We start from the raw sequence: 13,686 nt of genomic DNA, 5'->3' as shown, positions 1-13,686 counted from the left end.
CGCGGACAGGACCGGGCGACCGGCCCGCAGGCAGGCACGAGGGAAGGCACGACGTTGTACGAGGGCGTGGTTCAGGACCTGATCGACGAGCTGGGCAGGCTGCCCGGCGTCGGGCCCAAGAGCGCGCAGCGGATCGCCTTCCACATCCTGCAGGCCGACCCGACGGACGTCCGCAGGCTGGCGCACTCGCTGCTGGAGGTCAAGGACAAGGTCCGGTTCTGCGCGGTCTGCGGCAACGTCGCGGAGTCCGAGCGCTGCCGGGTCTGCCTGGACCCGCGGCGCGATCTCGCGGTGATCTGCGTGGTCGAGGAGTCCAAGGACGTGGTGGCGATCGAGCGCACCCGGGAGTTCCGCGGCCGTTACCACGTGCTGGGCGGCGCGATCAGCCCGATCGAGGGCGTCGGCCCGGACGACCTGCGGATCCGGGAGCTGCTGGCGCGGCTCGCGGACGGCACGGTCACCGAGCTGATCCTGGCCACCGACCCCAACCTGGAGGGGGAGGCGACCGCCACCTACCTGGCCCGGCTGTGCAAGCCGATGGGCCTGAGGGTGACCCGGCTGGCGAGCGGACTGCCCGTCGGCGGGGACCTGGAGTACGCGGACGAGGTCACCCTCGGCCGGGCCTTCGAAGGGAGACGACTGCTCGATGTCTGACCAGACGCACGGTACCCATACGCACGCCCACGGTTCGGAGCCGGACGACTTCGCGGTGCAGATCGCGGACTCGGTGGAGAGCTTCGTCCTCGCGGTCACCGAGGTGGCCAAGGGCGACGAGCCCGGCAGCGCCGTCTCGCTGCTGCTGCTGGAGGTGTCGCAACTGCTGCTGGCGGGCGGCCGGCTCGGCGCGATCGAGGACGTCGTGCCGGACGACCGGTTCGAGCCCGACGCGGGCCCGGAGCCGGACGGCGTGGAGCTGCGCGAGCGGCTCGCCGAGCTGCTGGCACCGATCGACGTCTACCACGAGGTCTTCGACCCGTACGAGCCGCCGACCAGGCCGAACGCCTTCCGGATCTCGGACGATCTGGCCGGCGTGGTCAGTGAGCTGCAGCACGGGCTGACCCACTACCGCGAGGGCCGGGTCAGCGAGGCGCTCTGGTGGTGGCAGTTCTCGTACCTCTCCAACTGGGGCTCGACCTGTTCGGCGGTGCTGCGCGCGCTGCAGTCGCTGATCGCGCACGTCCGGCTGGACAGCCCGCTGGGCGCGGCCGAGGACGGCGCGGACACGGACGACGACGGGTTGACGGACGAGCAGCTGGAGCAGCAGGCGGGCGACCTGATGGCGGCCGAACTCGGTCTCTAGGGCGCGGCGGCCGCACCGGGTCCGCGGAGCGGCCCCGGTACGGGGCGGCGGGCGCCCCGGGCGGGCTCCGGAGTGCCCCGGCGGGGCCGGAACGGCCGGGTGGACGGACTGTGACGCAGGCCTCGGAAAATCTTTTCGGCGTGGGCCGGTCAAAGAATTCCGGGGCCCGCCCCGCGCCGCCCGCCGATTCTCCGGGCCCGCACCGGCCGGTCCGCAGACCTGCCCGTCGGAGCGTCGGACGGCTGACCATCAGGTGAAACAGGCGTCTCATCATATGGAAAGCGGCTGGCGGGGCCGCCCTGCTCGGTAGACTGGCGCGGACCGCAGAACCCCGGCGCACACCGGGGGTCCGGCGGCCGGCAGGCGCCACCCGCGGCTGACCCGGTCACCGGAGAACCGACACAAGTCGAGGAGCGCACGTGGGCCTTGTCGTGCAGAAGTACGGCGGCTCATCCGTTGCGGATGCCGAGGGCATCAAGCGCGTGGCCCGTCGAATCGTCGACACCAAGAAGGACGGCCATGAGGTCGTCGTCGTGGTGTCCGCGATGGGCGACACGACGGACGAGCTCATCGAACTCGCGGAGCAGGTGTCACCCATCCCTGCCGGCCGTGAGTTCGACATGCTGCTGACCGCTGGAGAGCGGATCTCCATGGCGCTGCTGGCCATGGCGATCAAATCCCTGGGTCACGAGGCCCAGTCGTTCACGGGCAGTCAGGCCGGTGTCATCACCGACTCGGTCCACAACAAGGCGCGCATCATCGACGTGACGCCCGGACGGATCCGCACCGCCCTGGACGAGGGCAACATCGCGATCGTGGCGGGCTTCCAGGGTGTCTCGCTGTCCAGCAAGGACATCACCACCCTGGGCCGCGGCGGCTCGGACACCACCGCCGTCGCCCTGGCGGCGGCGCTGAAGGCCGAGGTCTGCGAGATCTACACCGACGTGGACGGCGTCTTCAGCGCCGACCCGCGGGTGGTCAAGAAGGCCCGCAAGATCGACTGGATCGCGTACGAGGACATGCTGGAACTGGCGTCCTCCGGTTCCAAGGTGCTGCTGGACCGCTGCGTCGAGTACGCGCGCCGCTACAACATCCCGATTCACGTACGCTCGTCCTTCTCCGGGCTTCCGGGGACCATCGTCAGCAGCACCAACCCGACCAAGCCCGAAGGGGGCGAGATGGAGCAGGCCATCATCTCCGGGGTCGCCCACGACACGTCCGAGGCCAAGGTCACGGTCGTCGGCGTGCCGGACAAGCCGGGCGAGGCGGCCCGCATCTTCCGCGCCATCGCGGACGCCGAGGTCAACATCGACATGGTGGTGCAGAACGTCTCGGCGGCCGCCACCGGTCTGACCGACATCTCCTTCACCCTGCCGAAGGCCGAGGGCCAGAAGGCCATCGACGCGCTCGGCCGGGTCAAGGAGGGCATCGGCTACGAGTCGCTGCGCTACGACGACGCGATCGGCAAGATCTCCCTGGTCGGCGCCGGTATGCGCTCCAACCCGGGGGTCACCGCGACCTTCTTCGAGGCGCTCTCCGAGGCCGGCGTGAACATCGAGCTGATCTCCACCTCGGAGATCCGGATCTCGGTCGTCACCCGCGCCGACGACGTCAACGAGGCCGTCCGCGCCGTCCACTCCGCCTTCGGTCTGGACAGCGACACGGACGAGGCCGTGGTCTACGGCGGCACCGGCCGCTGAGCCGCCGGCCGCTGGACCACGGGCCGGGTCCCGCCGCCCTGTGCGGCTGGGCCCGGTCCCGGTCCGGCCGGGTGCGGCCCTGGCCCGGCAGGCCTTCCGGCCCGCCGTGGCCCGCTCCGGGTCGCCGCGCGCGGCCGGGTGGACCGGTGCCGCCGGGCCTCTTCTGAGACAAACTGTCAGAATCCCCCTCCCACCCCTGGAGGGGGATTCGGCCTATGCGGGAGAATGTGCCGCGAGCTGGGCAACCATGACAGGGGATCGAGTGTCCAACGGGCGTGGCGAACATGGTCGGGGTAGGGGTCGGTGTCGGGGCGATGAACGTCGCGACACTGTCTCCGCGCGCCCTGCGGCCGGTGGATAGGTCGGTAGAAGGCACGATGACGGCGGTCGCAGCCGGCACGGCGGGTACCAGCGAAGACCTGCTCACCGAGACCTATCAGGCCCACTACCGCTCCCTGTTGCGGCTGGCGGCGCTGCTCCTCGACGACCTCTCCAGCTGTGAGGACGTCGTCCAGGAGGCGTTCATCCGGGTGCACGCCGCCCGCCGGCGGGTCCGCGAGCCGGAGAAGACCCTCGCCTACCTGCGGCAGACGGTGGTGAACCTCTCCAGGTCCACGCTGCGCCGGCGCATCCTCGGCCTGCGGCTGCTGCCGAAGCCGATGCCTGACATGGCCAGTGCAGAAGAAGGCGCCTACGATGCGCTGGAGCGCGACCAACTGAAGGCCGCTCTGGGGGGATTGCAACGTCGTCAGCGGGAGGTGCTGGTGCTGCGCTACTACGTGGATATGACGGAGGCGCAGGTCGCCGACACCCTGGGCATCTCGCTCGGCTCGGTGAAGGCGTACGGGTCGCGGGGGCTCGCCGCGCTGCGGGTGCAGATGGAGGCCGGGCGATGACCGACGACCACCGGCCGGCCTCCCCGCCCGGCGAACCCGGTGAGCCCGGCGGCCCCGAAGGCATCCGCGGCCCCGGCGTCGTCGAGCGCCCGGACGGGCCGGGCGCTTCGGACCAGGCGGCCGGGCCGGCCGGGTCGGACGCCACCGGTGACCTCGGCGGCCCCGGCGGGCAGCTGTCGGCCGAGGAGCAGCTCCTCCGGGACCTCATGCGGCGCTCCGTCGCCGGGCTGCACCCGGACGGCACCGCGCTGGCCCGGATCCGCAGCGGTGTGCCCCGCCGCCGGGCCGTCCGCCGGGGCCTCTGGACGGGCGCCGCCGCCGTGGCGCTGGCCGCCGCGGTCACCCTGCCCGCCCTGCACTACCCGGAGGGCCTCGGCCTGTCCGGCCCGGCCGCGGTCGGTACCGCGGACGCCACCGGCACCGTTCCCTCGCCCGCCCGGACCACCGGCGGGGCTCCGGCCGGCCGGCCGTCGGGCCCCTACAGCTGGGGGGGTGCCGGCGGCACGACCGGGGGCTGGCCCGGGTCACCGAGCACGTCCGCCGCGGCGAGTGCCGGGGGGACGGCGATCGGCGCCGTCTCGGCCGGGCCGGGGGCGGGCGCGCCGCCGCTGCCGGAGTGCGAGCGGGCCGATCTGGGCCAGGGCACCGTCCAGGTCGGCGGGCCGGACGCGGCGGGCGCGATCTACGGCTCCTTCACGGTGGTCAACACCTCCGGGCGCAGTTGCCTGCTGAGCGGGCCGGGCACCCTGACGGTGAGCGCCGCGACCGGGTCCGACCCGGCCCTGGTGAAGGTCCTGGACCACCTGGCGGGCGACGCCGCGACGGCACTGCCGGACCCGGTCGGCATCGCCGCCGCCGGACCGCCCGTGCTGATGCCGAAGGCCGCCTACCGGGTGCAGTTCGGCTGGGTGCCCGGCGGCTCCTGTGCACGGCCCGGCGGGCCGCCGGCCCCCCAGGACCCGGCCTCACCGGCGCCGCGGGCCGCCGCGGACGCCCCCTCGGCCGCGCCGACTGCCGGCCTGGCGTCCGGGCCGTCCAGCTCCCCGACGGCAGGGCCCACCAGCGTGCCCAGCCCGACCGCGAGCCCCACCGCCGGGTCGAGCGCCCCCGCCACGAGCATCACGCTGGCGTACACCCCGGCGCCCGCAGGTGCCGCCACGATCACCGCCGCCGTCGCCGGTGCCTGCGCCGGCACGGTCTACCGGACGGCTCCGCAGCCCGCCCCGTCCACGGCCTCGGGCCCCACCGCCGCCGGCTGAGCACCGGCCGGCCTGCGGACGGCGGGTTCCTGGCGGGCCCGGCGAGGCGACCCGCAGGGCGACCGGGGACGGGTCGGGGACGGACGCGCGGCCCGCCACGGGGCGGGCAGGGCGCACCCCAGCGGTCCGGCGGCCCGGGGGCACTGGTTACCGTGTGGGGTGTGTACCGGTTCCTCCTGACTCCGCGCTGGCTGAGCAGCACCGTCCTCGCCCTGGTGGCCGTCGCGGTCTGCCTCTGGCTGGGCTCCTGGCAGCTCGGCCGGTTCGAGGACCGGGTCTCCGCCCACCGGGACACCACCGCGACCGTGGCCGCCGCATCGGCCGGAGCGGCGACGCCGCTCGGCGGCGTACTCACCGAGGCCGCCCCGCAGGTCGGCACCGACACCGTGGGCCGCAGCGTCAGCGCCACCGGCAGCTTCGACGCCGAGCACCAACTGCTCGTGCCGGACCGCGTGGTGGACGGCCGCCAGGGTTACTACGTACTGACCCCGCTGCGCACCGCCGACGGCCGTACCGTCGCCGTCGTCCGGGGCTGGGCACCCGGCGCGCCCGCCGCCGCGCCCGCGCCGCCGGCCGGCGAGGTGACCGTCACCGGGCGGCTGCAGGCGGGCGAGAGCAGCGGCAGCAACGGCGCGGTCGCGGGCGGCCTGCCGCCCGGTCAGCTCGGCACGATCAGCCGGGCCACCCTGCTCAACATGCTCCCGTACGACGGCTGGTACGACGGCTGGGTGGCCGCGGACACCGTGCCGGCCGGCCTGACCGCGGTGCCGACCGTGCAGCCGCAGGGCGGCGACGGGCTGAGCCTGCGGGCCTTCCAGAACCTCGGCTACACCCTGGAGTGGTTCGTCTTCGGCGGCTTCGTCGTCTTCATGTGGTTCCGCCTGGTGCGCCGCGAGGCGGAGGCCGAGCAGGACCGGGCCCTCGGACTGGACCCGGTCCTGGACTGAGGTCCGGCCGGCGCCGGCGAGGAGCCGGGACGGCGGGACCGCAGGGAGCGTCCGGGCTACCGGGACGGCTTGACCGAGGGCGCCGAGGACGGCAGGACCGGCTTCGCCGACGGAGTCGGAACCCGGGCGGCGCCGCTCGCCGACGACGAGGGCGACGGCGGGGCCGAGGGGGACGAGGACGGGGACGGCGAGCCGGTCGGGTACGGGTCGTCGCAGCTGTCGTTGTTGCCCGAGGAGTTGTTGTCGTCGTGGTCGGTGTGGTGGCGCACCTTCCGCTTGCTCTTGGAGCTGCTGCTCTTCGAACCGCTGCTCCTGGAGCCGCTGCTCTTCGAGCTCTTCGCGAACAGGCCCACGGAGGTCACGCCCGCCGCCCGCGTACCGCCGGTCGCGACCGTCGCGTCGACCACCGTCACGTCCGCGACCGTCACGTCCGCCCCGCCGGGCCCGGCCGGGACCGCCGGCCGGCTGCCGAACTCCGCCGGGAGCACCGAGCCCGTGCCGCCGAAAGCCGCCCTGGTGGCCGTCGGGACGGCCGGCGTCCTGCTCGGTGACGGGCCGGCCGACGGCGTGGCCGAGGGGGTGAAGACCTGCCGGGTGTCCGGGCAGGCCTGCGCGTCCTCGCCGGCGCAGCCGGTCAGGGCCAGCGCCGCGACGGCGATCACCACGGCCGCCGGCCCGGTGCGGTTTCTCATCGGATCTCCCCCATGTCCAGGTGCCGCAGCGCGAAGTCGATCTCCAGCCGCAGCTGCCTGATCCGCTCGTCGACCACGAGCGAACCGTGGCCGGCATCGTAGCGGTACACCTCGTGCGGCCGGCCGAGCTGCTCCAGCCGCTCGACGTAGTTCTCGATCTGCCGGATCGGGCAGCGCGGGTCGTTCAGCCCGGCGCTGATGTACACCGGCACCCGGACCCGCTCCACGTACGTCAGCGGCGAGGACGCCGCCCAGCGCTCCGGCACCTCCTCCGGCGTCCCGCCGAAGAGCGTACGGTCCAGCGACTTGAGCGCCTCCATCTCGTCGCCGTACGCGGTGAGGTAGTCCGCGACGGGGACGGCGGCCAGGCCCAGCGACCAGTCCTCGGGCTGCACGCCGAGGCCGAGCAGGGTCAGGTAGCCGCCCCAGGATCCGCCGGAGAGCACCAGCCGCGCCGGGTCGGCGAGGCCGCTCGCCACCGCCCACGCGCGGACCGCGCCGATGTCCTCCAGCTCGATCAGCCCGACCCGCTCGCGCAGCGCGTCCGTCCAGGCCTGCCCGTACCCGGTGGAGCCCCGGTAGTTGACCCGGACGACCGCGAAGCCGTGGTCCAGCCAGGCGGCGGGGCCGGCGGCGAAGGAGTCGCTGTCGTGGTGCGTCGGACCGCCGTGGATCTCGAAGACCGTGGGGTGGGGGCCCTCGCCCGCCGGGCGCTGGACCAGCGCGTGCACCCGGCCGCCGGGCCCGTCCACCCAGACGTCCTCGACCGGCACCGACCCGGGCGGAACCTCGCCCGGCGCCCGCAGCACCACCCCACCCGAGGTGGAGCGGACCGCCGAGGGCTCGGCGGCGGAGGACCAGAGGAACTCCACCGAGCCGTCCGGGCGGGCGGTGGCCCCGCCGACCGTGCCGCGCGGGGTGGCCAGCCGGGTCAGCAGGCCCCGCTCCAGGTCGTAGGAGAACAGCTCGCTGCGAGCCTCGAACTCGTGCTCCACCAGCAGGGACCGGGCGCCCGGCCGCCACTGCGCGGAGATGTCGCCGGGCAGCTCGCGCCCGTCCTCGTCGCGCAGCACCAGTTCGGTCTCGGCGCCGGTCAGGACGTCCCAGAGCATCGGCTCCCAGCGGCCGCGGCGCTGGTGGGCGACCAGCATCCGGGAGTCGCCCTCGGCCGGGGCGAAGCCCAGGCAGGCCACCCCGCGCGGCTCGGCGCGGCCGGTCACCTCGTCCAGCTCGGCGACCGTCGCGCCGTCGGCCAGCCGGAGCACCCGCAGTGCGGAGTGCATCGCGTCGCCGTGCTCGGTGTGGTCGACGGCGAGCAGCGTGCTGTCGTGGGACAGGTCGCCGATGCCGCCGTACTCCTCGTGCCGGTAGATCTCCTCCGGCTCCGCGGCGCCGGCCCGGCGCAGGTGCAGGGTGGTGCCGTCCTCGTCGGTGGAGCGCCCGACCACCACGGTGCCGTCCCGCCCCAGGGCCAGGCCGGCCGACCAGGAGGCGTCGAGGCCGGGGACGGCCGGCTCGTCCGGGCCGCCGGCGAACGGCTGGCGGCGCCAGACACCGAACTCGTCGCCGTCGCTGTCGTCGAACCACCAGATCCACTCACCGTCCGGGGACAGCTCCGCGTCGGTGGTGCCGTTCGGCCGGTCGGTCACCCGGCGGTGGACACCGGTGGCGCGGTCCCAGGCGTACACCTCGTACGTGCCGGTCGCGTTCGACACGTACAGGGACCGGTCGGGGGCGTCCTCGGCCCAGTCCGGCAGGGAGACCCGCGCCGCCCTGAACCGCTGCTCCCAGACCGGCACCGCGCTCTTGTCGTCACTCATCCGCCCATCCAACCCGATGGGTGGAGGCGATCGGAACGCCGGAGGTCCCGGCAGGGGCCGCCGGGACCTCCGGGCAGGAAGGGCCGGGCCGGTCAGGCGCCCCGGGCCGGTGCCGGAACGGCGGGGGCCGGGCCGGTGCGGGGCAGCAGCTGGACCAGGGCCGCCAGCACGAGTTCCAGCACCGCCAGCACCGCCACGCTCAACTCGAAGCCCCGCGGGAACCCGTCGGCGCCGTAGAAGACGATGCCGATCAGCGCGATCCCGAGGGCCCCGCCGACCTGCTGGACGGTCGCCAGCACCCCGGAGGCCGAGCCGACCAGCTCCGGGGCGACCCTGGTCAGCACCATCGTGGTCACCGGGGCGATCACCATGCCCATCCCGAGGCCGTCCACGAACAGGCCGGGGGCGAGCCACCAGACGCTGCCCGTCGTCCCCACCCCGTAGGCGGCCAGGCCGATCAGCCCCAGGCCGGCGGCCATCAGCAGGGCGCCCACCGCCACCACCTGACGGCCGAGCCGGGCGGCCAGCCGGTCGGCGGTGATCGAGGTCAGCAGGTAGGCCACGCCGATCGTGGTGAACACCAGGCCGGCACCCAGCGCGTCCAGGCCGCGGCCCTGCTGCAGGTAGAGGGCGAGCACCAGGAAGAAGGAGGCCTGGCCGAGCCAGAAGGCCAGCTGGGCGAGGATCCCGGCGGAGAAGGCGCGCTCGCGGAACAGCCGGGTGTCCACCAGGGGGTGGGCGCTGTGCCGGTGCTGGTGCACGCCGAAGGCGGCCAGCAGGACGGCCGAGCCGCCCAGGCAGAGCCAGGTCCAGAGCGGCCAGCCCTGCTCCCGGCCCTGGATCAGCGGCAGCACCAGGGCGGTGAGGGCGAGGGTGACGAGCACGACGCCGGCCGGGTCCAGCCCGGGGCGCTGCGGCGCGCGGGACTCGGGCAGGCAGCGGCGGACCAGCACCAGGGCGGCCAGGCCGACCGGCAGGTTGATCAGGAAGCAGGCCCGCCAGTCCAGGCCGAACAGGTCCGCCCGGATCAGCAGGCCGCCGATCAGCTGTCCGAACACCGCGCCGACCCCCAGTGTCAGCCCGTACATCGCGAACGCCCGGGCCAGCGCGGGACCGCTGAACGCCGTCCGCAGGACGGCCAGCACCTGCGGGCCCGTCAGCGCGGCGGCCAGCCCCTGCAGCACCCGGGCGGCGACCAGCGCGCCCGCGGTCGGGGCGAGGCCGCAGCCGGCCGAGGCGAGGGTGAACAGCGCCAGCCCGAGGGCGAACACCCGGCGGCGCCCGTAGCGGTCGCCCAGCCGCCCGGCCGTGACCAGCCCGGCGGCCAGGGCCAGCCCGAACCCGGCGATCACCCACTGCACGGCGGAAGGCCCGGCCCGCAGGTCGACCTGGACGGAGGGGACGGCGACGTTGACGATGAAGAAGTCGAGCGCGGTCATGAAGGTCGCGGTCAGGACGACCGGGAGCAGGCCCCGGGCGGGGCGTCCGGCCCGGGCCGGTGCGGGGGGCGTTCCCGTGGCCGGGGACTGCGGCCGGGGGACCGGCCGGGTGCTGCGCAGGATGCTGCTCATGGCGGGACTCTCCTCGGTGCCGGGCACTTCACGGGCCCCGGGCCCGGCCTGGGGCTGGGTCCTGGGGCTGGGTCGGGGCTGGGTCGGGGGCGGGGCTGGGGGCGGGAACGAGGCCGGGGGACGCGTGGGGGCGTCCCCCAGCGGGGCATCACGCGCCGGGGACGCGGTCCAGAAAGCCCAGCACCGACGCGACCCGGCCCTCGGCGTCCGCCACCAGGACGTCGAAGCCGACGATCAGCGCCTGCGCCCCGGCCGGCCCCAGGTCCCAGGTGAACCGGGCCAGGTTGTGGTGCGCGTCCACCGTGCCGAGGGTGAACACCAGCCCCGGGAACTGCGCCCGGGCCGCGCCGATCGCCTCCGAGATCGCGTCCGGGCCGGTGACGGCCATCAGCGGGTCGGTGTACTCGCCGTCCTCGCTCCACAGGTCGCCCACCAGCTTGCGGCGGGCGTCGGCGTCGGCCTCGTTCCAGGTGGCGATGTAGCGCTCGGCCAGCTGCTGGAGATCCGTCATGGTCCTGCTCCCTCGTCCTCGGTGGCGGGCCGTTCCCGCTGGTCGAAAAGGTACGGAGATCGCCCGCCGGCCGAATCGGTCACGCATCGGTAATCGCGGCCGGGCCTACCGGCGTTGAGGTCGGTAGGGTCGGGGCATGCTGTTCGGGAGGGGTGCGGAGCAGGCCGCCATCGGCCGCCTGCTGGACGAGGCGCGCGGCGGCCGCAGCGGGGTGCTGGTGCTCCGCGGCGAGCCGGGCATCGGCAAGACGGCGCTGCTGGAGCACGCCGCTGCGGCCGCCGGCCCGGAGTTCCGGGTGATCCGGGCGACCGGGGTGGAGTACGAGGCCGAACTCCCCTTCGCGGGGCTCACCTTGCTGCTCGCGCCCGGGCTGGACCGGCTGCCCGCCCTGCCCGGGCCGCAACGCCGGGCGCTGGAGGGTGCCTTCGGGCTCGCCGAGGAGTCCGGGCCGGCCGGCGGCCGGTTGCTCACCGGCCTGGCCACCCTCGGCCTGCTGGCCGAACTCGCCTCCGAGAAGCCGCTGTTGTGCCTGGTGGACGACGCCCAGTGGCTGGACGGCTCCTCCGCCGAGGCGCTGCTGCTGGCGGCCCGGCGACTCCAGGCGGAGGGCATCGTGCTGCTGCTGGCCGCCCGCGACGACGAGGGCGCCATCCCGGCGGCCGGCCTGCCGGAGCTGCGGCTCGCCGGACTGGACGAGCCGGCCGCCGCCGAACTGCTGTCTGCCCAGGCCGGGTTCGGAGCGCCGGCCGCAGGCGACGATGTTCCCGCCGACGGCGCCGGCCGCGTACCGCCGGACGTCCGGCGCAGGGTGCTGGCCGAGGCCCGGGGCAACCCGCTGGCCCTGACCGAGCTGCCCGCGGCGCTGGCCGCCGAACCGGCCGGCAGCGCCGGCTCCGGCCGGCTGCCACTCACCAGCCGGCTCCGGCTCGCCTTCCACGGAAGGGTCAGCGGACTGCCCGCCGCCACCCAGACGCTGCTGCTGGTCGCCGCCGCCGAGGAGGCCGGTGACCTGGCGGCCGTCCTGCGCGCCGCCGCCGCACTCGGCGCCGGCCCCGACGCGCTGGCCCCCGCCGAGCGGGCCGGCCTGGTCCGGATCACCGGCCCGGAGGGTGCCGCCGTGCTGGCCTTCCGGCATCCGCTGGTCAGGGCCGCGATCCTCCACCGCGCGCCGCTGCGGCAGCGGTCGGCGGCGCACCGGGCCCTGGGCGAGGCCCTGGAGGACGGCGACCGCCGTACCTGGCACCTGGCGCTCGCCGCCACCGCCCCCGACGCGGCCCTCGCGGACGCCCTGGAGCGGACCGCCGAACGCGCCGAGGCCCGCGGCGGGCACGGCGCCGCCTCCGCCGCGTACGAGCGGGCCGCCCGGCTCACCCCGGACCGCGACGGTGCCACCCGCCGGCTGGTGCTGGCCGCCGAAGCCGCCACCGAGGAAGGCCGGTTGGAGCACGCCGAGGCACTGGCGGAGCGGGCCGGCGCCCGCACCGACGACCCCTTCGCGCACGCGATGATCGCGCACGTCCGGGCCACCGCCCACTTCTGGCGCGGCGACCACCCGACCGCCTACCGCCTGCTGCTGGACGCCTGCACCCCCGGCATCGAGGCCTCGCACGCCGCCCGGATGCTCTTCCAGGCCTTCCATGCGGCCTGGTACGTCGGCGAGGAACCGGTGGGCGCCGTCCTCGACCGGCTGGCGGCCCTGCGGCTGCCGGCGGGGGAGCCGGCCGCGCCGCTCGTCCGCCACCTGCTGGCCGGCACCCTCCCGCTGCTCGGCCGCCCCGCGCCGCCCCTGCCGTCGGCCCGTGAGACGGCCGCCGAGGCCCGCCGGGCCGGCGCCGTCCCCAGCGACCTGGTCCAGCTCTGCGGCGCCACCCTGATCCTCGGCCGGGACGACGAGACCTACGAGCTCGCCGCCGGGCTCGCCACCGAGGCCCGTGCCAAGGGCGCCGTCGGCATGCTGCCCACCGTGCAGTTCTTCCTCGCCGAGGCCGAACTCTTCCACGGGCGCCACCGGGACGCGGAGGTCACCGCGACGGAGGCGCTCGCCCTCGCCGAGGACACCGGCCAGCGTCAGTGGGTCAGCCAACTCGCCTCGCTGCTGGCCTACCTGGCGGCCCTTCGCGGGGACGCCGACAGCTGCGCCGCACTGGTCCGCCGCGCCCTTGCCGGAGCGGGGCCGGGCGGCGCGCCGCCCGCCGGCGAGCCGTGGGCGCAGTGGGCCCTCGCCCTGCTCGACCTGGGCCAGGGCCGGGCCGCCGACGCCGCCGACCGGCTGGGGCCGCTGACCACCGGACGCCACCGCCACCACGTCGGCGCCACCCGCGCCGTCCCCGACCTGGTCGAGGCCGCCGTCCGGCTGGGCACCCCCGAGCTGGCGGCCGAACCGTACGAGCGCTTCGCCCGCTGGGCCGCCGCCACCGGGCAGCCGTGGGCGCACGCCCTGCGACTGCGCTGCCAGGCCCTGCTCGGCCCGGACGAGCTCGCCGAGTCCGGCTACCTGGCCGCGCTGGACCTGCACCGCGACTCCGGCCGCCCCTTCGAGCAGGGCCGCACCGCTCTGCTCTACGGCGAGTGGCTGCGCCGCGAGCGCCGCCGAACCGACGCCCGTCCGCACCTGCGCGCCGCGCTCGAAGCCTTCGACCTGCTCGGCGCCCGGCCCTGGGCGGAGCGGGCCCGCACCGAGCTGACCGCCACCGGCACGCCCGCCCCCGCCGGGCCCGCCGCCGGCCCGCTCGCGGTGCTGACCCCGCAGGAACTCCAGATCGTCCGCCTCGCCGCGCAGGGCCGGTCCAACCGGGACATCGCCGCCCAGCTGTTCCTCAGCCCGCGCACGGTCGGTCACCACCTGTACAAGGCGTATCCGAAGCTGGGTGTCGCCTCCCGAGGTGAACTCGCCGATCTGCTCTGAGCGTTCTCACCCGCGCTCCGGCCGCCAGGGCTTCCAGGGGCTTCAGGGGGCTTCAGGGGCTTCTCGGAGGCGATGGCAGGAATGG

11 protein-coding genes are annotated in these 13,686 nt (G+C 75.5%); 7 read left to right on the top strand and 4 right to left on the bottom strand.

Going from position 1 to position 13,686, the window contains the following annotated elements; translation table 11 throughout:
• Window positions 1-54 precede the first annotated feature (54 nt).
• The 6 genes from recR (at window position 55) to J2S46_RS19220 (ending at window position 6,102) form a co-directional block, all read left to right on the top strand.
• Window positions 55-654, top strand: a complete 600-nt coding sequence (gene recR, locus J2S46_RS19245; protein WP_073924685.1) for a recombination mediator RecR — start codon at window positions 55-57, stop codon at window positions 652-654.
• On the top strand, window positions 647-1,300 hold the full coding sequence (locus J2S46_RS19240; protein ID WP_073924684.1) for a DUF5063 domain-containing protein: 654 nt from the start codon (window positions 647-649) through the stop codon (window positions 1,298-1,300). The genes recR and J2S46_RS19240 overlap by 8 nt, the downstream gene beginning before the upstream one ends.
• Window positions 1,301-1,719: 419 nt before the next feature.
• Window positions 1,720-3,000 carry an aspartate kinase gene (locus tag J2S46_RS19235; RefSeq protein WP_073924683.1) on the top strand — a complete coding sequence of 427 codons (1,281 nt, stop codon included), beginning with the start codon at window positions 1,720-1,722 and terminating at the stop codon, window positions 2,998-3,000.
• 377 nt (window positions 3,001-3,377) lie between these two features.
• Window positions 3,378-3,896 (top strand): SigE family RNA polymerase sigma factor, encoded by a 519-nt coding sequence (locus tag J2S46_RS19230; RefSeq protein WP_191289048.1) that lies wholly within the window; start codon window positions 3,378-3,380, stop codon window positions 3,894-3,896.
• A complete protein-coding gene (locus J2S46_RS19225; protein ID WP_191288968.1) occupies window positions 3,893-5,155 on the top strand; it encodes a hypothetical protein in 1,263 nt (420 codons plus the stop codon). The genes J2S46_RS19230 and J2S46_RS19225 overlap by 4 nt, the downstream gene beginning before the upstream one ends.
• 161 nt (window positions 5,156-5,316) lie before the next feature.
• Entirely contained in the window at window positions 5,317-6,102 is a 786-nt protein-coding gene (locus J2S46_RS19220; protein ID WP_191288967.1) for an SURF1 family protein, read from the top strand.
• A 56-nt stretch (window positions 6,103-6,158) separates the two neighbouring features.
• Here J2S46_RS19220 and J2S46_RS19215 read toward each other — a convergent pair whose 3' ends face one another.
• The 4 genes from J2S46_RS19215 to J2S46_RS19200 all read right to left on the bottom strand — a co-directional run bounded on the left by J2S46_RS19215 (window position 6,159) and on the right by J2S46_RS19200 (window position 10,696).
• Window positions 6,159-6,794 carry a hypothetical protein gene (locus tag J2S46_RS19215; RefSeq protein WP_191288966.1) on the bottom strand — a complete coding sequence of 212 codons (636 nt, stop codon included), beginning with the start codon at window positions 6,792-6,794 and terminating at the stop codon, window positions 6,159-6,161.
• Window positions 6,791-8,614: a S9 family peptidase gene (locus J2S46_RS19210; RefSeq protein ID WP_191288965.1), complete on the bottom strand. Its 1,824-nt coding sequence runs from the start codon at window positions 8,612-8,614 to the stop codon at window positions 6,791-6,793. The genes J2S46_RS19215 and J2S46_RS19210 overlap by 4 nt, the downstream gene beginning before the upstream one ends.
• Before the next feature lie 92 nt (window positions 8,615-8,706).
• Window positions 8,707-10,185 carry a DHA2 family efflux MFS transporter permease subunit gene (locus tag J2S46_RS19205; protein WP_191288964.1) on the bottom strand — a complete coding sequence of 493 codons (1,479 nt, stop codon included), beginning with the start codon at window positions 10,183-10,185 and terminating at the stop codon, window positions 8,707-8,709.
• Between the two features lie 148 nt (window positions 10,186-10,333).
• A complete protein-coding gene (locus J2S46_RS19200) occupies window positions 10,334-10,696 on the bottom strand; it encodes a nuclear transport factor 2 family protein (protein WP_191288963.1) in 363 nt (120 codons plus the stop codon).
• 136 nt (window positions 10,697-10,832) lie between these two features.
• Between J2S46_RS19200 and J2S46_RS19195 the strand changes: the two genes are divergently transcribed.
• Window positions 10,833-13,601, top strand: coding sequence for an ATP-binding protein (locus J2S46_RS19195; protein WP_191288962.1), 2,769 nt, complete (start codon window positions 10,833-10,835; stop codon window positions 13,599-13,601).
• Window positions 13,602-13,686: the final 85 nt, after the last annotated feature.

Origin of the sequence: Kitasatospora herbaricolor, assembly GCF_030813695.1 — a bacterium.
Taxonomy (GTDB): domain Bacteria; phylum Actinomycetota; class Actinomycetes; order Streptomycetales; family Streptomycetaceae; genus Kitasatospora; species Kitasatospora herbaricolor.
Note: the sequence above shows the minus strand (reverse complement) of the source record. Positions and strands in the feature narration are given on the sequence as shown.